Origin of the sequence: Streptomyces sp. 2P-4, from assembly GCF_030167965.1 — a bacterium.
Taxonomy (GTDB): domain Bacteria; phylum Actinomycetota; class Actinomycetes; order Streptomycetales; family Streptomycetaceae; genus Streptomyces; species Streptomyces globosus_A.
This window is the reverse complement of record NZ_CP095011.1, coordinates 4,350,294-4,374,805: the sequence shown is the minus strand read 5'-3', so window position 1 is coordinate 4,374,805 and position 24,512 is coordinate 4,350,294. Positions and strand designations below refer to the sequence as shown.

Sequence of the window (24,512 nt, the reverse complement as noted above, 5' to 3'; positions counted from 1 at the left end):
CGTGGAAGCTCTGGCTCACGCGGAGGCTCCGGTGTCGCCCTCGCGCATCGGGACGCGCACGCCCTTGGCGTCGGCCACGGACTCGGCGATGTCGTAGCCGGCGTCGACGTGCCGGATGACGCCCATGCCGGGGTCGTTGGTGAGGACGCGGCGGACCTTCTCGCCGGCCAGCGGGGTGCCGTCGGCGACGGTGACCTGGCCGGCGTGGATGGAGCGGCCCATGCCGACGCCGCCGCCGTGGTGGAGGGAGACCCAGGAGGCGCCGGACGCGACGTTGACCATGGCGTTGAGCAGGGGCCAGTCGGCGATGGCGTCGGAGCCGTCGAGCATGGCCTCGGTCTCGCGGTACGGGGAGGCGACGGAGCCGCAGTCGAGGTGGTCGCGGCCGATGGCCAGCGGGGCGGCCAGTTCGCCGCTCGCGACCATGTCGTTGAAGCGCTCGCCGGCCTTGTCGCGCTCGCCGTAGCCGAGCCAGCAGATGCGGGCGGGCAGGCCCTGGAAGTGGACGCGCTCGCCGGCCATCTTGATCCACCGGGCGAGGGACTCGTTCTCCGGGAACAGGTCGAGGATCGCCTTGTCGGTCTTGGCGATGTCGGCGGCGTCGCCGGAGAGGGCGGCCCAGCGGAAGGGGCCCTTGCCCTCGCAGAACAGCGGGCGGATGTAGGCGGGGACGAAGCCGGGGAAGGCGAACGCCCGGTCGTAGCCGGCGAGCCGGGCCTCGCCGCGGATGGAGTTGCCGTAGTCGAAAACCTCGGCTCCGGCGTCCATGAAGCCGACCATGGCCTCGACGTGCCTGGCCATCGACTCGCGCGAGCGGGTGGTGAAGCCCGCCGGGTCCTTGGCCGCGTAGGAGGCCATGTCGTCGAAGTCGACGCCGGTCGGCAGGTAGGCGAGCGGGTCGTGCGCCGAGGTCTGGTCGGTGACGATGTCGATGGGGGCGCCCTCGGCGAGCATCTGCGGGAGCAGCTCGGCGGCGTTGCCGAGGAGGCCGATGGAGAGCGGCCTGCGCTGGTCGCGGGCCTCGGTGGCGAGCTGGAGGGCGTGCGCGAGGGAGTCGGCCTTGACGTCCAGGTAGCGGTGCTCGATGCGGCGCTCGATGGCGCGCGGGTCGCAGTCGATGCAGATCGCGACGCCGTCGTTCATGGTGACGGCGAGCGGCTGGGCGCCGCCCATGCCGCCGAGGCCGGCGGTGAGGGTGATGGTGCCGGCGAGGGTGCCGCCGAACTTCTTCGCGGCGACGGCCGCGAAGGTCTCGTACGTGCCCTGGAGGATGCCCTGGGTGCCGATGTAGATCCAGGACCCGGCGGTCATCTGGCCGTACATGGTCAGGCCCAGCTGCTCCAGGCGGCGGAACTCCTCCCAGTTGGCCCAGTCGCCGACGAGGTTGGAGTTGGCGAGGAGGACGCGCGGCGCCCACTCGTGCGTCTGCATGACGCCGACGGGGCGGCCGGACTGGACGAGCATCGTCTCGTCCTGCTTGAGGGTGCGCAGGGTGCGGACCATGGCGTCGAAGGAGCGCCAGTCGCGGGCGGCCTTGCCGGTGCCGCCGTACACGACGAGCTTGTCGGGGTGCTCCGCGACCTCGGGGTCGAGGTTGTTCTGCAGCATCCGGAGGGCGGCTTCCTGCTGCCACCCCAGGGTGCTGAGCTCGGTGCCTCGCGCGGCCCGTACGGGGCGGGGTCCTGACATGGCGATGCCTCCAGACGCTGTGGGTAATTCCATTCACATCTTCACCGGCTGAATAGTTCCAGTCAACAGCTGCGGGCGGGCGCGCCGGGTGGTGGGATGGCGGACATGGCTGCCGACACGCACGCGCAGGGCGCCGCCGAGCGCCGGGACCTGGCCGTCCGGGCCGCCGTCGAGCAGGGCCTCGTGGGCGGGGCGGACTCCGCGCCGCCGCTGGTCTGCCTGCTGGACACCGCCGGGATCCGCGCCTCCGCCGCCGCCCTGGCCGGTGCCTTCGCGGCCGCCGCGGCGCCCGGGACGCCCGTCCTGCACGCCTTCGCGGTGAAGGCCGCGCCGCTCGTCCCCGTCCTGCGGCTGCTCGCCGGCTGCGGGCTGGGCTGCGAGGTCGCCAGCCCCGGCGAGCTGGCCCTGGCCCGCGCCGCCGGGGTGGGCCCGGAGCGGACGGTCCTGGACTCCCCCGCCAAGACGGCGGCCGAGCTGCGCGAGGCCCTCGCCCTCGGCATCGCCGTCAACGCCGACAGCCGGCAGGAGCTGGAGCGGCTGGACGCGCTGGTCGCCCAGCACCCGACGGCCTCCCCGATCGGCGTACGGATCAACCCGCAGACGGGCGCCGGCGCCATCGACGCCCTCTCCACGGCCACCGCCACCTCGAAGTTCGGCATCGCCCTGCGCGACGAGGGGGCCCGTGCCTGGCTGGTGCGCGCCTTCCTGGACCGCCCCTGGCTGACCCGGCTGCACGCCCACTCGGGCTCCCAGGGCGTCCCGCTGCCGCTGATCGCCGAGGGCGTACGGGAGCTGCACGCGCTGGCCGAGGAGATCAACGCGGCGGCCGGGCGCCGCCAGGTCGACACCCTCGACATCGGCGGCGGCCTGCCCGTCGACTTCACCTCGGACGCGCACGCTCCCACGTACGCGGACTACGTCGCCGCGCTGCGCGAGGCGGTCCCGGCCCTGTTCGACGGCTCGTACGGGCTGGTCACCGAGTTCGGGCGGTCGCTGCTGGCCAAGCACGGCCTGGTCGTGGCGCGCGTCGAGTACACGAAGAGCACCGGCGGGCGGCCGATCGCCCTGACGCACGCCGGCGTCCAGCTGGCCACCCGCACGGTCTACGCGCCCGCCGCGTGGCCGCTGCGGATCCTCGCCTACGACGGCAAGGGCGCCCCGAAGCAGGGCCCGCCCGTCGCCCAGGACGTGGCCGGCCCGGCCTGCTTCGCCGGCGACCTGCTGGCGACCGCACGGGAGCTGCCCGAGCTGGCGCCGGGCGACCTGATCGGCGTCCCCGACACCGGCGCCTACTTCTTCACGGCCCACTACGGCTACAACAGCCTGCCCGGCCGGCCGTCCACGGCTTCACCGTGGACGGCTCGGGCGGGGTGTCCTTCCGTACGGCCCGCCGGGCGCAGACCCTGGCGGACCTGGCGGCGGAGGCCGGCGCGGACCTTGCGGAACCCCTCGGCTGACCGTCCCGCGCCCGCCTACTCGACGAACAGGCCTCGGGCCGCGGCCCGCGCGTCGAAGGCCTCCAGCCTCGCCTGCGCGTCGGGCAGCGCGTCGGCCATCGCCTCCAGCAGCACCCGCCCCAGCAGCATCGGCGCGCAGGCGGTGTCGAAGGCCAGCCCGGTGCCGACCGGCGCCGGGATCAGCAGGTCGGAGACGCGGGCGACGGGCGCGAACGGCGACTCGGCGACCGTCACCACCGTCAGCCCCGCCTGCCGGGCGTGCTCCAGCGCCTCGGCCACCTCGCGGGGGTGGCGGGGCAGGGCGAAGCACAGCAGCGCGGAGGCGCCGGCGCCGGCGGCCGCGTCGATCCGGTCGGCGAGCATGGAGCCGCCCTCGTCGAGGAGCCGCACGTCCGGGTGGACCTTGGCGGCGAAGTACGCGAACCCGCGGGCCTGCGAGGACGCCGCCCGCAGCCCCAGCACGGGCAGCGGCACCGACGCGGCGAGCAGCCGGCCCGCCTCCTGGACCGGCGAGGGGTCGGCGAGCATGGCCGAAAGCTGCCGCAGGTTCTCGATCTCCCCCTGGACGGCCTGCTGGTACTCGTTGTAGGCGTCCTCCTGTTGCTCCTCCGCCCGCTCGGCGGGCGGGGCCACCTCCCGCAGGTGCCGGCGCAGGGCCGGGTAGCCGTCGAAGCCGAGGGCCACCGCGAACCGCGTCACCGAGGGCTGGCTGACGCCGGCCAGCTCGGCGAGCTCCACGCTCGACAGGAACGGCACCTCGGTGGCGCCGCGCACCATGCAGTGCGCGATCCGCCGCTGGGTGGGCGTCAGCCGGTGCCCCTCGAACAGCCTCTGCAGGCGCGCCGCCGGGCTGTCGCTCGTCATCCCGACCCTCCGTCCCCGTACGTATTCAGTCACGGAGCACTCTGCATGCGTCTATGCAGGCACGGCAACCCGCGGCCGCTCCGCGAGACGGGCGGGCCGGGCGCGGAGGGGGCGGTCCGGGGCCGGAGAACGCGGGGACCGCCGCACCCTCGGGGTGTGCGAGGGGCGGGACGACGGCGGTCCCCGCGCGGGACACGGGCCGGGTCAGGGCCGTCCGCGTCCGTGGCGCCGCAGGTCCGGGAGCCGCTCCGGAGGTGTGCAGACGCCGTTCCGTGGCGCCGGCCGGGGCCCTCGCCCCTGCCGACACCCACCACTGTGCCCTGCGCGTGTTAAGCCGGTGCTGCCGCCGCGTGTCGGGCCCGTGCCGATCGCACGAAGCCCCGGCACGCGGCCGGCAGCGCCGCCGTCACGCGTTCTTCGCGAGGAACGCGAGCAGGTCCTGGCGGCTGACGACGCCGGTCGGCTTGCCCTCGACCAGCACGATCGCCGCGTCGGCCTTGCCCAGCGCGGCCATCAGGTCGGAGACGGGCTCGCCGGAGCCGACCTGCGGCAGCGGCGCGCTCATGTGCTTCTCCAGCGGGTCGCTCAGCGCGGCGCGCTGCGCGAACAGCGCCGCGAGCAGCTCCTTCTCCACGACGGAGCCGATGACCTCGGCGGCCATGACGTCCGGGTGGCCTGCGCCGGGCTTGACGACCGGCATCTGGGAGACGCCGTACTCGCGCAGCACCTCGATGGCCTCGCCGACGGTCTCCTCGGGGTGCATGTGCACCAGGGAGGGCATGTCGCCCTCCTTGTCGGCGAGGACGTCGCCGATGCGGGCGGCGGGGCCGGCCTCCTCCAGGAAGCCGTGTCCGGCCATCCACTCGTCCGAGAAGATCTTGCTCATGTAGCCGCGGCCGCTGTCCGGGAGCAGGACGACGACGACGTCGTCCGGGCCGAGGTTCTCGGCGGCGCGCAGCGCGGCGACGACGGCCATGCCGCAGGAGCCGCCGACGAGGAGGCCCTCCTCCTTGGCGAGGCGGCGGGTCATCTGGAAGGAGTCCTTGTCGGACACGGCGATGATCTCGTCGGCCACGTTCCGGTCGTAGGCGGTCGGCCAGAAGTCCTCGCCGACGCCCTCGACGAGGTACGGGCGGCCCGAGCCGCCGGAGTAGACGGAGCCCTCCGGGTCGGCGCCGATGACCTTGACCTTGCCGCCGGACACCTCCTTCAGGTAGTTGCCGGTGCCGGAGATCGTCCCGCCCGTGCCGACGCCGGCCACGAAGTGCGTGATCCTGCCCTCGGTCTGCTCCCACAGCTCGGGGCCGGTGGTCTCGTAGTGCGAGCGCGGGTTGTTCGGGTTGCTGTACTGGTCCGGCTTCCAGGCGCCGGGCGTCTCGCGGACGAGGCGGTCGGAGACGTTGTAGTAGGAATCCGGGTGCTCCGGGTCGACCGCGGTCGGGCAGACCACGACCTCGGCGCCGTACGCCCGCAGCACGTTGATCTTGTCCATCGACACCTTGTCAGGACAGACGAAGATGCACTTGTAGCCCTTCTGCTGGGCCACGATGGCGAGTCCTACACCGGTGTTGCCACTGGTCGGCTCCACGATGGTGCCACCGGGCTTGAGCGCACCGCTCTGCTCGGCGGCCTCGATCATCCGGAGGGCGATGCGGTCCTTCACGGAGCCGCCGGGGTTGAAGTACTCGACCTTGGCAAGGACGGTGGCCTGAAGGCCTTCGGTCACGCGGTTGAGCTTCACCAGCGGGGTGTTGCCGACGAGGCTGATCATCGAGTCGTGGAATTGCACCATGTTCTCCAGGGATGGGACTCCACGGGTTCTCCGGGAGACATGGCCAGAGTATGCGGAAAGGGATTGGCGGACGGGCGGTACGGGGCAGGAAGGTCGACGAGGACGGAGGTGGCGTGAAGGGTGTCCAGAGCAAGGACGGCCCGCCGGATCGCGGCGGGGGCGGCGTACGGCGGGGGCGGGCTCGGCCTGGTCGGGGTCGCCGCCGTGGGGCTGGTGCTGGCGGAGGTCCAGTTCGCCAAGCGGACGGTCGGCAGCGGCCTGCCGGACCCGCCGCGCGCGGACGGCCTGTACGGCGGCGGGTTCTGCGGCAGCGGGCTGGACCCGGGGCCGCTGCGGCTCGCGATGATGGGCGACTCGACGGCCGCCGGGCTGGGTGTCCACCGGGCCCGGCAGACTCCGGGGGCGCTGCTGGCGTCGGGGCTGGCGGCGGTCGCCGAGCGGCCGGTGGAACTGCGGAACGTGGCCCTGTCCGGGGCGATGTCCGACGACCTCGACCGGCAGGCCGGGCTGCTGCTGGACGGGGACGCGCCGCCGCCGGACATCTGCGTGATCATGATCGGGGCGAACGACGTGACGCGCCGCATGCCGCCCACACAGTCGGTGCGGCACCTCACCTCGGCGGTGCGGCGGCTGCGGCTGGCGGGCACCGAGGTGGTCGTCGGGACCTGCCCCGACCTGGGCACGATCGAGCCGGTGTACCAGCCGCTGCGGTGGCTGGCCCGGCGGGTGTCGCGGCAGCTGGCCGCGGCCCAGACCATAGGGGCCGTCTCGCTGGGGGCCCGCACGATCTCGATGGGTGACCTGCTGGGCCCGGAGTTCGCGGCGAACCCGCGCGAGATGTTCGGCCCTGACTCCTACCACCCGTCGGCCGAGGGGTACGCGACCGCGGCGATGGCGATCCTGCCGACGGTGTGCGCGGCGCTGTCCCTGTGGCCCGAGTCGGACCGGCTGGAAGTGAGCCGGGACGAGGACATGCTGCCGGTGGCCCAGGCCGCCTCGGCCGCAGCCGGCCAGGCGGGCACGGAGGTCACCCCGGCCCGCGGCCCGTGGGCCCTCCTGAAACACCGCCGCCGACGCCGCGTCCCGGCGGAAGACGCCGGCCCGGCCCACTCCCCGGCCACCCTCACCCACTCCCAGGACCCCTGACCGGCCAACGCGCCATCCGCCCCCCGCACACCCCCGGACCAGCCCCCGGACCCTGCGGAGCGACCGGCATCACACGCCCCACCCGGTGACCAAGACCGTACGGGCCGGTAACTTCGCATGCGGTCCGCAATGAGCCGCAACTCACCCCTTGGAGCCCCGATGCCCGAAGCCGTCATCGTTTCCGCCGCCCGCTCCCCGATCGGGCGCGCCTTCAAGGGGTCCCTCAAGGACGTCCGCCCGGACGACCTCACCGCGACGATCATCCAGGCCGCCCTGGCCAAGATCCCCGAGCTGGACCCGCGGGAGATCGACGACCTGATGCTCGGCTGCGGCCTCCCCGGCGGCGAGCAGGGCCACAACCTGGCCCGCATCGTCGCGGTGCAGATGGGCATGGACTACCTGCCCGGCACCACGATCACCCGCTACTGCTCCTCCTCGCTGCAGACCTCCCGCATGGCCCTGCACGCGATCAAGGCGGGCGAGGGCGACGTCTTCGTCTCCGCCGGTGTCGAGACCGTCTCCCGCTCGGTGAAGGGCACCTCGGACGGCCTGCCCGACACGCACAACCCGCTGTTCGCCGAGGCGGAGGCACGGACCGCCGAGGTCGCCCAGTCCGAGGGCTCGACGTGGCACGACCCGCGCGAGGACGGCCTGATCCCGGACGCGTACATCTCGATGGGCCAGACCGCCGAGAACCTGGCCCGCCTGAAGGGCGTCACCCGCCAGGACATGGACGAGTTCGGCGTCCGCTCCCAGAACCTGGCCGAGGAGGCCATCAAGAACGGCTTCTGGGCCCGCGAGATCACCCCGGTGACCACCCCGGACGGCACGGTCGTCAGCAAGGACGACGGTCCGCGCGCCGGGGTCACCCTGGAGGGCGTGCAGGGCCTGAAGCCGGTCTTCCGCCCGGACGGCCTGGTCACGGCCGGCAACTGCTGCCCGCTGAACGACGGCGCCGCCGCGCTGGTCATCATGAGCGACACGAAGGCGCGCGAGCTGGGCCTGACCCCGCTGGCCCGGATCGTCTCCACCGGCGTCACCGCCCTCTCCCCGGAGATCATGGGCCTGGGCCCGGTCGAGGCGTCGAAGCAGGCCCTGAAGCGGGCCGGCCTGACGGTCGGCGACATCGACCTGTTCGAGATCAACGAGGCGTTCGCCGCGCAGGTCATCCCCTCCTACCGGGACCTCGGCATCCCGCTGGAGAAGCTGAACGTCAACGGCGGCGCCATCGCCGTCGGTCACCCGTTCGGGATGACCGGTGCCCGCATCACCGGCACCCTGATCAACAGCCTCCAGTTCCACGACAAGCAGTTCGGCCTGGAGACGATGTGCGTGGGCGGCGGCCAGGGCATGGCGATGGTGATCGAGCGGCTGAGCTGAGCCGCAGCGGAGGGTAGGGGTCGCCCGAGGAACGAGGGCGGCACCTGCCCGCAGCGGAGGCGAAGCCCAGCGCGACCAAGGGTGCGAGCGGCTGAGCTGAGCCGCAGCGGAGGGTAGGGGTCGCCCGAGGAACGAGGGCGGCACCTGCCCGCAGCGGAGGCGAAGCCCAGCGCGACCAAGGGTGCGAGCGGCTGAGTGAAGCGCCTCGTTTGCCCTGGTCCGGGCCTCCTGGGGCGCCGGGATCCAATCCTTCCGCGGCCGACCTGTGACCGAATCTCCCCCAGGATGTGACAAACATCCTGGGGGTTCGGCATTTTCGCAGCTCAGGCGGGGTATGCCGCTCTCCTGTGTGACGAACGCCCTGTCCATTTCGTGACGTAATGCACTGCACGCCATTCCCAGGTCGGGACACTCTGATGTAGGAAGTCGGGGGATCGAGTCAATCAGGAGTTAGTCAGTGAGCGCCATGTCTCTTGCCCTGCTGCTGACCACGGCCGCCGCCGCGGCCGTGGGCGCTGCTGCGCTGCACGCCGTCCACGGCCTCCGCAAGCAGGTCACCGCCCTGCGGGGCGAGCTTGCCGTCCCGTCCCGGCCGCGCGGTGCGAGCGTCCCGCACGCCCGCGGCGCCGCGGAGTCCCCCGCCGCCGAGATACGGGCCGCCGTGGCGGAGGCCCTGGCCGAGGAGCGCGAGCGCGAGCTCGCCGAGGCGCGGGCCTTCTGGGCCGCGCAGGAGGCCCGCGAGGCCGCCGAGGCCTCGCCGACCTTCGCGGGCGACGCCCCGTCCCTGCTGGGCGGGCTCCCGGGCCTGGCGGACGACGGCCCGGTCTTCCTGCCCCGCCAGGCGGATCTGGTGGGTCTGGAGCCGGTGCTGGGCGAGGAGGTCGCCGACGAGTACCCGGAGGATTCGGCGGAGCTGGCGGCCGCGCGCCGCCGCCACCCCTCGCACCCGGACTTCGTCCCGTCGCAGCCGGTGTCGGCCGGCGCGGACCACGAGCGCACGGTGAACCGCCTGGAGGAGCTGGCGGAGGCCCGTACGGCGCTCGCGGACGTCCGTCCGGGCCCCCTGGGCACGCTCGACGTGTACGTGTTCACGGACGGCACGACGCTGTGCATGACGCCGGGCCACCGCGAGACGGCGGAGCGCCTGGCGGAGGCGCTGCGCTCGGGCACCGCGCCGGTCCTGCTGGGCGGCTCGGGTATCTCGGGCGCCTACGCGCTGACGTTCTCCTGCGGCGGTGACGCGCAGGACCCCGACAACAACGTCTACATCCTGGCGGACCGCGTCATCGCGTCGCTCTGACCTCCGCCTGCTCCACCAGCCGCACGGCCTCGTCCAGCATCTCGGACGGGGCCTTCGCGGTTTCCGGGGCGGCGCGCAGGGCCTCGGCGAGGTCGGTTCCGGCGACGGCGACCTGGTCGCCGACGGCGAAGACGCCCGCGTCGGGCATGGTGTGCGCCGGAGCCGCCCCGTCCGGCGCTTCGAGCCGCTGGGCGCGTACGGACAGCTCGCGGGCCAGTTCGAGCGCCTCGGCGGCGGCTCCGCGCTGGAGACGGCTCTGCGGCATGGCGCGCAGCCGGTCGGCGAAACGTTCGACGGCGTCGGTCAGGGGCGAGGTATCGAGCACGCGGCCGACCTTACGCGTGGGGGCGGCGCCATTGCCAACGGCCGGACTCTCCGGCACGGTGACGGGAAGGGAACAGCACGGCCACACCCCGGAGGCGCCCATGTCCGTAGAGTTCTCCGAGCAGACCCACCGCAACATGATCGACAGGATTCCGCAGACGACCGGCCGCGAGGTCGCGGACTGGCTCCGCACCGTGGACGAGGGTCCGTCCCTGGTCCGGTTCGAGGAGAAGGTCAGCTGGCTGCGCGGCGCGCACGAGCTGTCGTACGGCCAGGCCAAGGCGATCATCCACGAGTACGACCTGCGCAGGGCCGCCCGCAGGTTCGGCTGATCCTCCGTCCCCCTCCCTGCCCCCCACCCGCCCGGTCTGCACCGGAACGCGGGAAGGCCCCGCGAGCGTCGCGCTCGCGGGGCCTTCCCGGTGGTGCCGGCGGGCCCTGCCGGGCCCGGTCCTGCTAGTCGTCCCCGGAGAGGATCTGGAACAGGCGCAGCATCTCCAGGTAGATCCACACGAGGGTCAGGGTCAGGCCGAAGGCGGCGAGCCAGGCCTCCTCGCGGGGGGCGCCGTAGGCGATGCCGTCCTCGACCTGCTTGAAGTCCAGGGCGAGGAACGCGGCCCCGAGGATGACGCCGATGATGCCGAACAGGATGCCGAGGCCGCCGCTGCGGAAGCCGAGGCCGTCACCGCCCGCGAACACCGAGAACAGCAGGTTCGCGGCCATCAGCAGGATGAAGCCCATGGCCGCGGCCATGACGAAGCCGTAGAACCGGCGGTTCACGCGGATCCAGCGCATCTTGTACGCGAACAGCACCGCGGCGAAGACGCACATGGTGCCGAGCACGGCCTGGATGACGACACCGGCACCGAGGTAGGTGCTGGTGGCGGCGCTGATGACGCCGAGGAACACGCCCTCGAACGCCGCGTAGCCCAGGATGAGCGCCGGGGACGCCTTGCGCTTGAAGGCCTGGACGAGGGCCAGGACCATGGCGACGAGCGCGGCGCCGATCGCGATGCCGTAGGACTTGCCGATGTTCGCCGGGTCGACCGGGAGGGCGATCCAGGCGAGCGTCGCGGTGAGGATGACCGTGCCGAGCGTCATGGCCGTGCGGCTCACGACGTCGTCCATGGTCATCGCGTCGACGCGGGCGGGCGCCTGCGGCATCCCGGTGGCCGGGTCGGTGGCGTAAGGATTCGTCGCGTACGGGTTGGCCCCGGCCTGCTGGTGCTGCACGTCGAAGCCCGCGTAGGCACCGTTGTCGCGGCTGAACCCCCGTCGCGAGAAGACCGGGTTACTGCTCCTCATCTCACTCCTCCATGGCCACCTTGCGCGGCCTTGCAACAAGAGTAATGCGCTAGCAAAGAAATCACCCTACTGCTGGAGGAGGATCTTAGGAGAAGGACGGGCGGCGCGCAGGGGCATAACCGCCGGTCGGCGGCGCGGCGGGCGGGCCGGGCAGCGGGACGGGGGTGGCGGCGGGGACGCGGGAGGCGGTCGGAGGCTCGGGGGGCTCCGGCGCCGCATGAGGCGGCCGGGGCGCATGAGGCGGGTTGCGTCGGGGGCAGGGCAGGCCGGTCGGCGTACGCCGGCGCGCGGGCGGGGCCGCGGACGGGGCCGCGGGCGGGCCGGAAACGGAATGAGGCCGAGCCACCGGGTGTTCGCGGGTGGATCGGCCGAAGTGGGAGTGCCCGGAGCCGGACTTGAACCGGCACGACCTCAAGGCCAGCGAGGTTTAAGCTCGCCGTGTCTGCATTCCACCATCCGGGCATGGGAGCCGGCGCCTCGGAAAATCAACCGGACGCCGGACCGAGCCTATCGGGAATGCCCTGGTCGGGGACGGGCACACTTTCCTATGTTGTCTGATTTTATTGGCGCTTGAGTGTCCGTCAGGCCGGAGAACGCGGGGTCGGCCCGTTGCGGCACCGACGACCGGCCATACGGGAATGACGGGATTTCGATGGCCCCCGCCGGCCTCCGCGCCACCTGTCCGCCACCCCGGGCCACCCCACCCCCGCCGGCCCGCACCGGCCCTCCCGCGGCACGCGCGATCCCCCGGAAGGCCACCCCCCAGGGGGCGCAGTCATACCAGAGGAGGATCCGGCCGGTCCCGCGGTCAGACTCCAGTGGGCCGGTGAACGGGCACCGCGGCTGATCCCCTGCCCCTGCTGCGCGGAGACGATGGGAGGGTCCCAATCCGCAGACCGCCGCAGCCGGTCAGCATCCGAGGAGCAGCCCCCGTGACCACCATGAACCACGCCCCGCACACCACCCTGGCCGTGGCCGCCCGGGCCACCGGCCTCTCCAAGGTGTACGGCCAGGGCGAGACCCAGGTGGTCGCGCTCGACAACGTGTCCGTGGACTTCGGCCGCGGCCGGTTCACCGCGATCATGGGCCCGTCCGGCTCCGGCAAGTCGACGCTGATGCACTGCGTCGCCGGCCTCGACACGTTCTCCTCCGGCTCCGTCCGCATCGGCGACACCGAGCTCGGCTCCCTCAAGGACAAGCAGCTCACCCAGCTGCGCCGCGACAAGATCGGCTTCATCTTCCAGGCGTTCAACCTGCTGCCGACCCTGACCGCTCTGGAGAACATCACCCTCCCGATGGATATCGCCGGCCGCAAGCCGGACAAGCAGTGGCTCGACACGGTCATCGAGATGGTCGGCCTCTCCGGCCGCCTCGGCCACCGCCCCACCCAGCTCTCCGGCGGCCAGCAGCAGCGCGTCGCGGTGGCCCGCGCCCTGGCCTCCCAGCCCGAGATCATCTTCGGCGACGAGCCCACCGGCAACCTCGACTCCCGCTCCGGCGCCGAGGTCCTCGGCTTCCTGCGCAACTCCGTGCGCGAACTCGGCCAGACCGTCGTCATGGTGACCCACGACCCGGTCGCCGCCTCCTACGCCGACCGCGTCGTCTTCCTCGCGGACGGCCGCATCGTCGACGAGATGCTCGCCCCCACCGCCGACGGCGTCCTCGACCGCATGAAGGCCTTCGACGCCAAGGGCCGCACCAGCTAGTACCGGCCGGTGCCGTGACCGGGCCGCCGGCCCGCAGCCGCCCGCCCGCCGCCCTCCCCGAACCGCCCGACCGCGCCTCCTGCGCCGCCGCCCCGGCGGCCGCCACGACTCCTGGATTCCCCATGTTCCGTACCGCCCTGCGCAACGTGCTCGCGCACAAGGCCCGACTGCTGATGACGGTCCTCGCCGTCATGCTCGGCGTCGCCTTCGTCTCCGGCACGTTCGTCTTCACCGACACCGTCGGCAAGGCGATGTCCGACCAGTCCCGCAAGAGCTTCGACGGGGTCGCCGTCTCCGTCACCCACCTCGGCCCCGGCCGCGCCGAGGACGGCACCAAGGAGGAGGGCGAGCCCGGCATCAGCCGGCAGACCCTCGACAAGGTCGCCAAGCTGCCCGGCGTCGCCTCCGCCTCCGGCCGCGTCTCCGGCTTCGCCGGCGTCGCCGACCCCTCCGGCAAGCTCATCGGCAGCGGCTGGATGAACCAGGGCGCCAACTTCGCGCCCGTCCAGGACGGCAAGGACCCCCGCTACGCGTTCACCGCGGGCAGCGGGCCCGCCAAGGCCGAGGAGATAGCCCTCGACCAGGCCTCCGCCAAGGCCGGCCGCTACTCCGTCGGCGACAAGGTGCGCGTCGCCACCAACGGCCCGGTGAAGGAGTACACCCTCAGCGGCGTCTTCACCACCGAGGACGGCGCCGTCAACGCCGGCGGCTCGCTCGTCCTCTTCGACGCCAAGGTCGCCCAGGAGCTCTACCTCGCCCCCGGCTACTACTCCGAGCTGGCCGTCGCGGCCAAGCCCGGCACCGACGCGGCCAAGCTCCTCGCCGACGTCACCCCGGTCGTCGGCAAGGACGCCAAGGCCGAGACCGGCGCCGCCCTCGCCGAGCGCAACGCCAAGAACATCGAACAGGGCATGAGCGGCCTGAAGACCGGCCTGCTCGCCTTCGGCTTCATCGCCCTCTTCGTCAGCATCTTCCTCATCTACAACACCTTCAGCATGCTGGTCGCCCAGCGGACGAAGGAACTGGCCCTGCTGCGCGCCGTCGGCGCGACCCGCAGCCAGGTCCGCCGCTCCGTCCTGACGGAGTCCCTGCTCGTCGGCCTGCTCTCCTCCGTCCTCGGCCTCGGCGTCGGCGTGCTCCTGGCCATGGGCCTGCGCTCCGGCATGGACAGCTTCGGCGCGAAGATCCCGGCCGGCCCGCTGGTCGTCTCCACGACCGCCGTCACCACCGCCCTCCTCGTCGGCCTGGTCGTCACCGTGCTCGCCGCCTGGCTGCCGGCCCGCCGCACCTCCAAGATCCCGCCGGTCGCGGCGATGGGCAGCGCCCACCTCCCGCAGACCGCCAAGTCCCTCGTCCTGCTCAACAGCTTCGGCGGCGTCCTGGCCGGCCTCGGCGCGGCCCTGATCCTGTGGGGCTCCGCGAAGGGCGGCGAGACCGGCCGCTGGATCATCGGCGGCGGCGCGTTCTTCACGCTGATCGGCGTGGCCGTGCTCATCCCGATGCTGTCCCGGCCGCTGATCGCCGTCGTGCGCCCGCTGCTGACCCGCGTCTTCGGCACCGCCGGCAACCTCGCCGCCCGCAACGCGGTCCGCAACCCGCGGCGCACCGGCGTCACCGCCGGCATGCTGACCATCGGCCTGACCCTGGTGACGGGCCTGACCGTGCTCGGCGTGACCGTCGGCAAGGCCGTCGACCGCTCCACCACGGACCAGATCCGCGCCGACTACATGCTCACCATGGCCAGCGGCGGCGACCTGGACCCCTCGGTCCTGACCGCACTGGAGAAGACCCCGGGCGTCACCGCCGTCTCCGCCCAGCAGTCCGCCTACTTCAAGGGCAAGGGCGACGTCTTCCACTCCGCGTCCGGCGTCAACCCGGCCGCCATCGAGAAGGTCGTCAACCTGAAGGTCGTCAGCGGCTCGGTTGCCTCCCTGGCCCAGGGCCAGGTCGCCGTCGCCGACAAGACCGCGAAGAAGGCCGGCCTGTCGGTCGGCAGCACGATCGACGCCGCCTTCGACGGCGGCGAGAAGAAGACCCTCACGGTCGGCGCGGTCTTCGAGGAGAACGAGCTCGTCTCCCCCTACGTCCTCGACGCCAAGCTGGTCCCGGTCGCGGCCGGCGAGAAGCCGCAGATCCGCCAGGTCTTCGTCAAGCTGTCGGGCGGCGAGTCCGCGGCGAACGAGCAGAAGGTCATCGACGCCCTCGGCGACAACCCGGCCATCAAGATCGACACCAAGCAGGACATCCGCAACGAGATGGGCGGCATCATCAGCACGATGCTGAACCTGATGTACGGCCTGCTCGGCATGGCCCTCGTCATCTCGGTCCTCGGCGTCGTCAACACGCTGGCGATGTCGGTGTTCGAGCGGACCCAGGAGATCGGCATGCTCCGCGCCGTCGGCCTGGACCGCGGCCGGGTCAAGAACATGATCCGCCTGGAGGCCGTCGTCATCTCCCTCTTCGGCGCGGTCCTCGGCGTCGGCCTCGGCACCTTCCTCGCCTGGGCGCTGGGCCGCACCTTCAAGAACAGCATCCCGAACTACGAGCTGGTGATCCCGTACGACCGGATCGGCGTCTTCCTGCTGCTGGCCGCCGTGGTCGGCGTCCTGGCCGCCATGTGGCCGGCGCGCAGCGCGGCGAGGCTGAACATGCTGACCGCGATCAAGACCGAGTAGCAGCGGCCGGCAGTGCACGGAGGGCCCCGGGGCGGCGAAACCGCCCCGGGGCCTTCCGCGTTCCCTGGCGGGTCACGGGGGTGACGCGGGCCCCCCGCCCCAGGTGCGGGCCCGCAGGGGCATGCGGGAGGGGCCGCCGTCCTCGGACCGCACCGCGAGGACCTGGTTGACGCCGAGCCGGTTGTGCTCGAAACCGAGCGCCGACGCCGCCATGTACAGCAGCCACACCCGCGCCCGCCCCGGGGAGGTCAGGGCGACGGCCTCCTCCCAGTGCTCCTCCAGCCGGGCCACCCAGGCCCGCAGGGTGAGGGCGTAGTGCTCGCGCAGCGCCTCCACGTCGCGGACCTCGAAGCCGGCCCGCTCCAGTTCGCCGACGGTCGTGCCGAGGGGGGACAGCTCGCCGTCGGGGAAGACGTAGGCGTCGATGAACGCATCGACGCGGTAGGCGCGTTCGTCGGGTTCGGGGCGGCGGGCGATCTGGTGGTTCAGCAGCCGGCCGCCGGGGCGGAGGAGGGCGTACAGGCCGCGGGCGTAGTCGCGGTAGCGGGCGGCGCCGACGTGCTCGGCCATGCCGACGGAGGAGATCGCGTCGTAGGGGCCGTCGCCGACGTCGCGGTAGTCCTGGACGCGGATCTCCACCCGGTCGGCGAGGCCCTCTTCGGCGACCCGCTTGCGGGCGTACCCGGCCTGCTCGGCGGAGAGCGTGACGCCGGTGACGCGGACGCCGTACGCGCGGGCGGCGTGCAGGGCGAGGGCGCCCCAGCCGCAGCCGACGTCGAGGACGCGCATGCCGGGCTCCAGGCCGAGCTTGCGGCAGACGAGGTCGAGCTTGTCGTGCTGGGCCTGCTCCAGGGTGGCGCCGGGGCTCCAGTAGGCGCAGGAGTACACCATCGAGGGGCCCAGGACGTAGGCGTAGAAGTCGTTGCCGACGTCGTAGTGGTGGCTGACGGCCTTGCGGTCGCGGCCCCTGCTGTGCCGGGATCCGCCGCGGCGGACGGCCTCCTCCGGCGGCGGCGCGGGCGGCGGCCACGGCCCGGCGAGGGCGGCGAGCTCGCGCAGGGCGGCGCGGCGGGCCGGGTCGCGCAGCAGCGCGGCGGTACCGGCCGGGGCGGCGGCTGCCGGGGCGGTGGCTGCGGCGGCTGCCGGGGCGGTCGGCCCGCGCTCCCACAGCAGGCCGGACACCAGGCCCAGCAGCCCGTACAGGTCGCCCTCGACGGTGAGGTCCCCGGCGACCCAGGCGCGGGCCAGGCCGAGCTCCCCGGGCCGCCACAGGACGCGGCGCAGGGCGCGGCGGCGGGCCAGGACGAGGACGGGCCCGCCCGGCGGCCCCGCCTCGCTGCCGTCCCAGGCCCGGATCCGGACGGGGAGCGGTGCGCCCAGCAGGGTCTCGGCCACAGCGGCCAGCCGCGGTGCGGCGTCGGTCATCGTCGGCACCTCCAGTCCATCCGATCGGACGGACTACCCCGGTACGGCGCCCGCCATGCCGCGGCGCGCGGGGCGCGCGGCGCCGGGTACGCCGAAGGGGCCGCCCGCACCACGGATGGCGGGCGGCCCCTTCGGGGACGTGCGGGGCGGGCCGGACGCGCGGGGCGTCCTGCCTGCCGTCGGGCGGACCTGCGTCAGGAGGCCTTGGCCTTCTCGGCCGGCGCGGCCGCGGCGGCCGGAGCCGGGGCCGGCTTGGCGGCCTCGTAGAACTCCTCGCGGGGGGTCTCCAGAGCACCCAGGGAGACGACCTCGCGCTTCAGGAACATGCCGAGGGTCCAGTCGGCGAAGACGCGGATCTTGCGGTTCCAGGTCGGCATGGCCATGCCGTGGTAGCCACGGTGCATGTACCAGGCGAGACGGCCCTTGAGCTTGATCTTCATCTTGCCCATGACGATCATCGCGACGCCCTTGTGGACGCCGAGACCGGCCACCGCACCCTTGTTGGAGTGCTCGTACTCCTTCTGCGGGAAGCCCCGCATGCCGGCCACGACGTTGTCGCCGAGGACCTTGGCCTGGCGCAGCGCGTGCTGGGCGTTCGGCGGGCACCAGGCGTTCTCGACTCCGGCCTTGCGGGCGGCGACGTCGGGGATCTGGGCGTTGTCGCCGGCGGCCCAGATGTAGTCGGTGCCCTGGACCTGGAGGGTCGGGGCGGTGTCGACGTGGCCGCGCGGGCCGAGCGGCAGGCCGAAGCGGGCCAGCGCCGGGTTGGGCTTGACGCCCGCGGTCCACACGATCGTGTTGGAGTCGACCTCGAGGCCGTTCTTCAGCACGACGTGGCCGTCGACGCAGGAGTCCATCGAGGTGCCGAGGTAGATCTCGATGCCGCGGGACTCCAGGTGCTCCTTGCCCCAGGTGCCGAGCTTGGGCCCGACCTCGGGAAGGATCTTGTCGGCCGCGTCCACCAGGATGAACCGCATGTCGTCGCGGCTGATCGTGGAGTAGTACTTGGCGGCGTCGCGGGCCATGTCCTCGACCTCGCCGATCGTCTCAGCGCCGGCGAAGCCGCCGCCGATGAAGACGAAGGTGAGGGCCCTGCGGCGGACGTTCTCGTCCGTCGTGGACTCGGCCTTGTCGAGCTGCTCGAGGACGTGGTTGCGCAGGCCGATGCCCTCTTCCACGCCCTTCATGCCGATGCCCTGCTCTGCGAGGCCGGGGATCGGGAAGGTGCGGGAGATGGCGCCGAGGGCGATCACCAGGTAGTCGAAGGGCAGCTCGTACGCCTCGCCGACGAGCGGCGTGACGACGGCGACCTTGCGGTCCTGGTCGATGCTGGTGACCCGGCCGGTGAGGACCTCCGCCTTGGGCAGCACGCGTCGCAGCGGGACGACGACGTGCCGAGGCGAGATGCTGCCTGCGGCCACTTCGGGGAGGAAGGGCTGGTAGGTCATGTACGACCGCGGGTCGACGACCGTGACGGTCGCCTCGCCGTAGCGCATCTTCTTCATGATGCGCTTGGCTGCGTACAGGCCTACGTACCCACCTCCTACAACGAGGATCCTGGGACGCTCCGTGGTGCTCATGGAACGAGTATCCAGCACCCCCAGGGGTGATGCTCGTGAGCCCCTTCACAAGAACCGACAGGGGCTCTGCTACACTGCGCCGCCCACGTGACGGAGGTCATGGTGCGGATCGGGAACCAGGGTGTGGCGGGATTCGTTGTTCACCCGCTCTGAACTGGCCTCCAAGGCCCCAACCGGAGTAGACCACCGGGTTCGTGGATACCTACCGACACGGCGCGGCGCCCTCCGCGGATCGCACGAAGAGGGTCGCGGAGGGGCCGTTGGACCCCCGAGGGGGGCCTTCCGGGCCCTCGACTTGACCCCGGGCACCCCTTTTCCTTGTGAAGAACTTCACGAACTTTTCGGCGCGCCGCCGGGGAAAGCCGAGCCCGAGCGCCCCGAACACCCCCAACACGCCCACTCCCAGGGCCCATCCGCCTTCGATCCCACCGCCGCTCCGCTCGCGGGGGCGGCGACCGGGCCGCACCTCGATCGAAGTGCCGACTCAAGCGCGACAGGGCCTCGTGTACACGTTCGCGGGTACACTGGCCGCATGACCGATAACGCCGTGACTGTACGAGAAGCCCGCGCGCATCTCGCCGACCACATCAACCGAGCCGAGGAAGGGCTTCCCACCGTCATCACGCGCAACGGCACGCCGGTGGCGGCAGTGGTCCCGATCGCGGACTTCGAGGCATTGGAGGAAGCGGCCGACGTCATGCTGGCCCGCGAAGCTGAAGCAGTTCTCGCCGAGGGCGGCCCCACGGTGACCATGGCCGAACTGCTGGCAGACCTGTTCAGCGAGCAGGATGGCGACGCGGCGTGAAGTACGCCTTTCGGTTCACCGCTGCGGCGCAGAGGCAGCTGCGCACCATCAGCCGTCCCCACGCCATGCAGATCCTGACCGCACTGACCGCGCTCGGTGAGGATCCGTACCGCGAGGACGCCGACGTCAAGAAGCTCACCGGCCCGTCCGGGCTCTACCGGCTCAGAGTCGGAAACTACCGGGTCGCCTACCAGGTCGACAATGGCGAGCTCGTCATCCTCGTTGTCAAGGTAGGCGACCGGCGAGACGTCTATCGCAATCTGTAGGCGTCAGGTCAGGGACCAGGCGATGCCGTCCAGGATGTCGTGTTCCGAGACCACGACCTCCGTCGCGCCCGTGCGCTCCATGATCGCCAGGAGGACGAGGGCGCCCGCCGCGATCACGTCGACGCGGCCCTCGTGCATCACGGGGATCGCGGCGCGCTCGGCGTGCGTGGACGCCAGCATGCGCTCGCTGATCTCGCGGACCTGCTCGTACGGGATGCGCGAGTGGTGGATGCGCGCGGAGTCGTACGCGGGCAGGCCGAGCGCGATCCCGGCGACGGTGGTCACCGAGCCGGCGAGGCCCACCAGGGTACGGGCCTCGCGCAGCGGGACGGTCTGCTCGGCGAGGTCCAGGGCCGCCTCGATGTCGGTCCGCATCGCCGCGGTCTGCGCCGCGGTCGGCGGGTCGGTGACGGCGCCGTCCACGACGAGGTGGCGCTCCGTCATGCGGACGCAGCCCACGTCGACCGAGCGCGCGGCCCGCACGTGGTCGTCGCCGACCACGAACTCCGTGGAGCCGCCGCCGATGTCCACCACCAGGTACGGCTTGTCCAGGTGGTCGGCGCCGACGAGCTCGCGGGTCGCGCCGGTGAAGGAGAACTCCGCCTCCTGCTCGCCGGAGACGACCTCCGGCTCGACCCCGAGGATGTCCCGCACCCCGGCGGTGAACTCGTCCCGGTTCTCCGCGTCCCGCGAGGCGGAGGTGGCCACGAACCGGATGCGCTCGGCGCCCAGCTCCTTGATCACCCCGGCGTACTCGCGGCAGGCGGCGAAGGTCCGCTCCAGCGCCTCGGGGGCCAGCCGGCCGGTCCGGTCCACGCCCTGGCCGAGGCGGACGATCGTCATCCGCCGGTCGAGCTCGACGAGGTGGCCGGTCTCCGGGTCGCAGTCGGCGACCAGCAGGCGGATGGAGTTGGTGCCGCAGTCGACCGCCGCGACCCGCGTCATGCCTGCGGCTCCTTCTCCTGCTCGGCCGCGGCGCCGCCGCACGGCGTGACGCAGGGGCCCTTCGCCCACCACTCGGGCAGCATCGCCAGCGCCTCGTCGCCGAAGGGGTTGACGCCCGGACCGGCGGCCAGCGAGTGCCCGACCAGCACGTGCAGGCACTTCACCCGGTCCGGCATGCCGCCGGCGCTGGGGAAGCCCTGGAGCACCTCGATGGCGTCGCGGCGCCGGATGTAGTCCTCGTGCGCGGCCTGGTAGGCGGCGGCGAGCTCGGGGTCCTCGGCGAGGCGGGCCTGCATCTCCTTCATCACGCCGTTCGCCTCCAGCGTGCCGATCGCGGAGGCGGCTCGCGGGCAGGTCAGGTAGTAGAGCGTGGGGAAGGGCGTGCCGTCGGGGAGGCGGGGGGCGGTCTCCACCACGTCGGGCTGCCCGCAGGGGCAGCGGTGGGCGATGGCGCGCAGCCCGCGCGGCGGGCGTCCGAGCTGCTGCTCGAACGCCTCGATGTCCGCGTCGGTCGGCTCGGTCCGGTCGGTCTGGGGCGGGGGCGTCTGCATGCCTGGAGGAAGTCTCTTCGTTCTCGTGGATGGGTGCTGCGGGGTGGTGCGGGGCGGTCGGGTGCGTACGGCCCGTCAGTCGCCGGGGCGGTCGGCCTTGTCGACGCCGTCCCAGACGTTGGAGTACCAGGGCCGGTCCGCCCCGGCGTGCCCGGTGCGGCGCTGCTGCGCCGCCTCGGCCCCGGGGTCGGCCATGATGTAGCCGGTCTCGCCGGGCCGTACGAAGTGCAGGTGCTTGCGCGCCTGCTGTTCGGCGTAGGCGTCGTCCTGCCAGCGGGCCTTCTCGTCGCGCAGCCGCTCCAGCCGCTTGGCCGCCGCGTCGGCGGCCCGCTCCTGCTCGGCGATCTCCGAGCGCTGGGAGACGTACTGGCGCATCGGGTACGCCAGGGCGACGACCAGCGTGCAGAGGACCAGCACCAGGAGCGCGGCCCGGCCGGTGAGCCGGCTGCGGCGGACCTGTCGCCGGTTCTGCGACCGGTAGACGTGGGCTGCGGTCCGCTCTCCGAGCTGCTTGAGCCTCGTCGCGGTGGAGAAGGTGGAGAACCGATCCCGGTTCCCGGCCATTGAACCCGCCTCCCCTGGTGCACGGCGCTACGCAATACGTCCCCGCACACGGTACGGGACCGAGTGCGGGGACGTACGGAGGCCGGACCCTCGGGTCACGGCCCGGAGGCGGTTCAGCCCTTGAAGCGGGGGAACGCGCTGCGGCCGGCGTACACGGCGGCGTCGTCGAGGATCTCCTCGATGCGCAGCAGCTGGTTGTACTTGGCGACGCGCTCGGAGCGGGCCGGGGCGCCGGTCTTGATCTGGCCGCAGTTGGTGGCGACGGCGAGGTCGGCGATGGTGACGTCCTCGGTCTCGCCGGAGCGGTGGGACATCATGCACTTGAAGCCGTTGCGCTGGGCGAGCTCGACGGCGTCGAGGGTCTCGGTCAGCGAGCCGATCTGGTTGACCTTGACGAGGAGGGCGTTGGCGGTGCCCTCCTCGATGCCGCGGGCGAGGCGCTCGGGGTTGGTGACGAACAGGTCGTCGCCGACGAGCTGGACCTTGGCGCCGAGCTTCTCGGTGATGGTCTTCCAGCCGGCCCAGTCGTCCTCGAACAGCGGGTCCTCGATCGAGACGAGCGGGTACGCCTCGACGAGCTCCGCGTAGTAGTCCGTCATCTCGGCGGCCGAGCGGGCCTGGCCCTCGAAGTGGTACTTGCCGTCCTTGTAGAACTCGGACGCGGCGACGTCGAGCGCGAGGGCGATCTGCTCGCCGGGGGTGTAGCCGGCCTGCTTGACCGCTTCGAGGATGAGGTCGAGGGCCTCGCGGTTGGAGCCGAGGTTGGGGGCGAAGCCGCCCTCGTCGCCCAGGCCGGTGGAGAGGCCCTTGTCCTTCAGGACCTTCTTGAGGGTGTGGTAGACCTCGGTGCCCCAGCGCAGGGCCTCGGAGAAGGACTCGGCGCCGATCGGCGCGATCATGAACTCCTGGATGTCCACGTTCGAGTCGGCGTGCGAGCCGCCGTTCAGGATGTTCATCATCGGAACGGGCAGCAGGTGCGCGTTCGGGCCGCCGAGGTAGCGGAACAGCGGGAGGTCGGAGGCCTCTGACGCGGCGTGCGCGACGGCGAGGGAGACGCCGAGGATGGCGTTGGCGCCCAGCGAGCCCTTGTTGTCGGTGGCGTCCAGGTCGAACATGGCCTGGTCGATCAGGCGCTGCTCGGTGGCGTCGTAGCCGACGAGCTCGGGGCCGATCTGCTCGATGACCGCGAGGACGGCCTTCTCGACGCCCTTGCCCATGTAGCGGTTCGGGTCGCCGTCGCGGAGCTCGATGGCCTCGAAGGCACCGGTGGAGGCGCCGGACGGAACGGCAGCACGGCCGGTGCTGCCGTCGTCGAGGCCCACCTCGACCTCGACCGTGGGGTTGCCTCGGGAGTCCAGGATTTCCCGGGCTACGACGACGTCGATGGACGGCACGAGCATCTCCTTCTGGGATGTGACGCTGGGTGTGCGGTGGCGTGTCGGACCGAAGGACCGGCCCTGCCGCCTAGAGCCTAACCGCAGCCGGGGGGTCGGCCCGCCGACCGCCCGGGTCGTGGGACGAAAAAGGGCCCGAATACCCCGCTTCCCGGACATACGCCCCCTGCTGACGGCGGCGTACGGGGGCGGGCACGCCACCGCCCGGCGCGAGGGGGGGTACGCGCCGGGCGGTGGGGATCAGGTGTTGCGGGAGCCCTCGGGTGAGGGTTCGCGCGGAGTTCAGGCGAGCTTCAGCTTCTGGCCGGGGAAGATCAGGTCGGCGTCGGAGACGATGTCCTTGTTGAGCTCGAAGAGCTTCTCCCAGCCGCCCTTGACGCCCTGGGCGTCGGCGATGGTGCCGAGGGTGTCGCCGGACTTCACCTCGTACGAGCCGTTGCCGGTCTTGACGACGGGGGCCTCGGCGCGCTCGGAGCGCGTGGTGGGGGCGGGCGTCTGCGCGCGCTGGGTCTGCTTCTTGACCTCGGTCTTCTGCGGCTGCGTCTTCTTGGTCTCGGTCTTCGGCGTCTGCTTGGGGGTCGTGTTGGTGGTCGACCCGCCGCCGGTGTACGAGGAGTTGGACAGGCCCTTGCCGCAGTGCGGCCAGGCGCCCTTGCCCTGGACCTTCAGGACCTTCTCGGCGATGGCTATCTGCTGCGCCTTGGTGGCCTGGTTGGCCTGCGCGGCGTACGCCTTGCCGCCGAAGCCGGCCCACGTGGAGGCGGAGAACTGGAGGCCGCCGTAGTAGCCGTTGCCGGTGTTGATGGACCAGTTGCCGCCGGACTCGCACTGGGCCACGCGGTCCCACTCGGACGCGGTGGCGGCGGAGGCGGTGCCGGCGGTCATCAGGGGGGCCGCGACCGCGACGCCGGCGACGCCGGCGAGCGTGACGATGCGGGTGGTCCGCTCGATGGCGGTGGCGCGGCGGTGCTTGCCCTTGCCCGAAAGCAGCATGGAGTTCTCCTCACCGACGCCTGCGAGGTGAGCTGTCGGGTTCGGGCGGATGAGTTGCCCGGTCGCGCACGTGGCGCGTCTTCACCCCAAGCCGGTCCGGACCGTCTTCGACGGCCTTTCGCGGCACCTACCTTGGTTCCCCCGCTCCTGCCTTCGGCGCTTGACGCGACGTGTTGTTCCCCCCGTCCGCCGGCAGGACTCGGCGATGCGGTCGAAGGGGCCCGCGGTGGCGGGCGATTCAGAAGGTAGACAGGTCCCTCCCCGAAGTTCAACGAGGGAAATCCGGGGAGGGAGGGCCCTACTTGCGCTCCCCCGAGGGGCATTTGCGCAGGTGAGGGCGGTTTTCACCCA

General features: G+C 72.5%; 20 protein-coding genes, 1 tRNA gene, 1 pseudogene and 1 riboswitch. Of the genes and pseudogenes, 9 read left to right on the top strand and 13 right to left on the bottom strand.

Features of this window, described 5'->3' with window-relative positions:
• Positions 1–15: 15 nt before the first annotated feature.
• Positions 16–1,689 (bottom strand): urocanate hydratase, encoded by a 1,674-nt coding sequence (hutU, locus tag MUK52_RS19340; RefSeq protein WP_114057816.1) that lies wholly within the window; start codon positions 1,687–1,689, stop codon positions 16–18.
• A gap of 105 nt (positions 1,690–1,794) precedes the next feature.
• Here hutU and MUK52_RS19335 point away from each other — a divergent pair.
• Positions 1,795–3,146 (top strand): annotated as a pseudogene (locus MUK52_RS19335) (type III PLP-dependent enzyme domain-containing protein).
• Between the two features lie 15 nt (positions 3,147–3,161).
• On the opposite strand, the gene MUK52_RS19330 reads toward MUK52_RS19335, so the two are convergent.
• Both MUK52_RS19330 and MUK52_RS19325 read right to left on the bottom strand, forming a co-directional pair.
• On the bottom strand, positions 3,162–4,010 hold the full coding sequence (locus tag MUK52_RS19330) for a MurR/RpiR family transcriptional regulator (protein WP_114057817.1): 849 nt from the start codon (positions 4,008–4,010) through the stop codon (positions 3,162–3,164).
• Between the two features lie 406 nt (positions 4,011–4,416).
• Positions 4,417–5,799 (bottom strand): cystathionine beta-synthase, encoded by a 1,383-nt coding sequence (locus MUK52_RS19325; protein ID WP_114058955.1) that lies wholly within the window; start codon positions 5,797–5,799, stop codon positions 4,417–4,419.
• Positions 5,800–5,922: 123 nt separating this feature from the next.
• Between MUK52_RS19325 and MUK52_RS19320 the strand changes: the two genes are divergently transcribed.
• The 3 genes from MUK52_RS19320 to MUK52_RS19310 all read left to right on the top strand — a co-directional run bounded on the left by MUK52_RS19320 (position 5,923) and on the right by MUK52_RS19310 (position 9,628).
• Positions 5,923–6,948 (top strand): SGNH/GDSL hydrolase family protein, encoded by a 1,026-nt coding sequence (locus MUK52_RS19320; protein ID WP_284578552.1) that lies wholly within the window; start codon positions 5,923–5,925, stop codon positions 6,946–6,948.
• Positions 6,949–7,107: 159 nt separating this feature from the next.
• Positions 7,108–8,328, top strand: a complete 1,221-nt coding sequence (locus tag MUK52_RS19315) for an acetyl-CoA C-acetyltransferase (RefSeq protein WP_114057819.1) — start codon at positions 7,108–7,110, stop codon at positions 8,326–8,328.
• A 466-nt stretch (positions 8,329–8,794) separates the two neighbouring features.
• Positions 8,795–9,628: a hypothetical protein gene (locus MUK52_RS19310; protein WP_174250558.1), complete on the top strand. Its 834-nt coding sequence runs from the start codon at positions 8,795–8,797 to the stop codon at positions 9,626–9,628.
• Here MUK52_RS19310 and MUK52_RS19305 read toward each other — a convergent pair.
• A complete protein-coding gene (locus MUK52_RS19305; RefSeq protein WP_114057821.1) occupies positions 9,612–9,953 on the bottom strand; it encodes a hypothetical protein in 342 nt (113 codons plus the stop codon). The genes MUK52_RS19310 and MUK52_RS19305 overlap by 17 nt on opposite strands.
• Positions 9,954–10,053: 100 nt before the next feature.
• Between MUK52_RS19305 and MUK52_RS19300 the strand changes: the two genes are divergently transcribed.
• On the top strand, positions 10,054–10,284 hold the full coding sequence (locus MUK52_RS19300) for a DUF4287 domain-containing protein (RefSeq protein WP_114057822.1): 231 nt from the start codon (positions 10,054–10,056) through the stop codon (positions 10,282–10,284).
• 124 nt (positions 10,285–10,408) lie between these two features.
• Here the strand turns inward: MUK52_RS19300 and MUK52_RS19295 are convergent, their stop codons facing one another.
• Complete coding sequence (locus MUK52_RS19295) at positions 10,409–11,257, bottom strand: Bax inhibitor-1/YccA family protein (RefSeq protein WP_114057823.1); 849 nt, start codon at positions 11,255–11,257, stop codon at positions 10,409–10,411.
• 380 nt (positions 11,258–11,637) lie between these two features.
• Positions 11,638–11,719: transfer RNA gene (locus MUK52_RS19290), tRNA-Leu, on the bottom strand.
• 479 nt (positions 11,720–12,198) lie between these two features.
• Here MUK52_RS19290 and MUK52_RS19285 point away from each other — a divergent pair.
• The gene (locus MUK52_RS19285; protein ID WP_114058956.1) at positions 12,199–12,963 is read left to right on the top strand and encodes an ABC transporter ATP-binding protein; all 765 of its coding nucleotides are present in this window, start codon (positions 12,199–12,201) and stop codon (positions 12,961–12,963) included.
• Between the two features lie 122 nt (positions 12,964–13,085).
• Positions 13,086–15,638, top strand: coding sequence for an ABC transporter permease (locus MUK52_RS19280; RefSeq protein WP_114057824.1), 2,553 nt, complete (start codon positions 13,086–13,088; stop codon positions 15,636–15,638).
• Positions 15,639–15,710: 72 nt separating this feature from the next.
• Here MUK52_RS19280 and MUK52_RS19275 read toward each other — a convergent pair whose 3' ends face one another.
• A complete protein-coding gene (locus MUK52_RS19275) occupies positions 15,711–17,063 on the bottom strand; it encodes a class I SAM-dependent methyltransferase (protein WP_284578547.1) in 1,353 nt (450 codons plus the stop codon).
• Between the two features lie 194 nt (positions 17,064–17,257).
• On the bottom strand, positions 17,258–18,643 hold the full coding sequence (locus MUK52_RS19270; RefSeq protein WP_114057826.1) for an NAD(P)/FAD-dependent oxidoreductase: 1,386 nt from the start codon (positions 18,641–18,643) through the stop codon (positions 17,258–17,260).
• Positions 18,644–19,175: 532 nt separating this feature from the next.
• Here MUK52_RS19270 and MUK52_RS19265 point away from each other — a divergent pair.
• The gene (locus MUK52_RS19265) at positions 19,176–19,448 is read left to right on the top strand and encodes a type II toxin-antitoxin system Phd/YefM family antitoxin (protein WP_284578544.1); all 273 of its coding nucleotides are present in this window, start codon (positions 19,176–19,178) and stop codon (positions 19,446–19,448) included.
• Entirely contained in the window at positions 19,445–19,714 is a 270-nt protein-coding gene (locus MUK52_RS19260; RefSeq protein WP_284578542.1) for a type II toxin-antitoxin system RelE family toxin, read from the top strand. Before MUK52_RS19265 ends, MUK52_RS19260 begins: the two co-directional genes overlap by 4 nt.
• Positions 19,715–19,717: 3 nt before the next feature.
• On the opposite strand, the gene MUK52_RS19255 is transcribed toward MUK52_RS19260, so the two are convergent.
• From MUK52_RS19255 to MUK52_RS19235, 5 genes are all read right to left on the bottom strand, one after another.
• Complete coding sequence (locus MUK52_RS19255) at positions 19,718–20,659, bottom strand: Ppx/GppA phosphatase family protein (protein WP_284578539.1); 942 nt, start codon at positions 20,657–20,659, stop codon at positions 19,718–19,720.
• Complete coding sequence (locus MUK52_RS19250) at positions 20,656–21,210, bottom strand: DUF501 domain-containing protein (protein WP_114057830.1); 555 nt, start codon at positions 21,208–21,210, stop codon at positions 20,656–20,658. Before MUK52_RS19250 ends, MUK52_RS19255 begins: the two co-directional genes overlap by 4 nt.
• 75 nt (positions 21,211–21,285) lie before the next feature.
• Positions 21,286–21,774 carry an FtsB family cell division protein gene (locus tag MUK52_RS19245; protein WP_114057831.1) on the bottom strand — a complete coding sequence of 163 codons (489 nt, stop codon included), beginning with the start codon at positions 21,772–21,774 and terminating at the stop codon, positions 21,286–21,288.
• Positions 21,775–21,887: 113 nt separating this feature from the next.
• Positions 21,888–23,168: a phosphopyruvate hydratase gene (gene eno, locus MUK52_RS19240; RefSeq protein WP_114058957.1), complete on the bottom strand. Its 1,281-nt coding sequence runs from the start codon at positions 23,166–23,168 to the stop codon at positions 21,888–21,890.
• A gap of 282 nt (positions 23,169–23,450) precedes the next feature.
• A complete protein-coding gene (locus MUK52_RS19235; RefSeq protein ID WP_114057832.1) occupies positions 23,451–24,161 on the bottom strand; it encodes a LysM peptidoglycan-binding domain-containing protein in 711 nt (236 codons plus the stop codon).
• 2 nt (positions 24,162–24,163) lie between these two features.
• Positions 24,164–24,330: riboswitch (cyclic di-AMP (ydaO/yuaA leader) on the bottom strand.
• Positions 24,331–24,512: the final 182 nt, after the last annotated feature.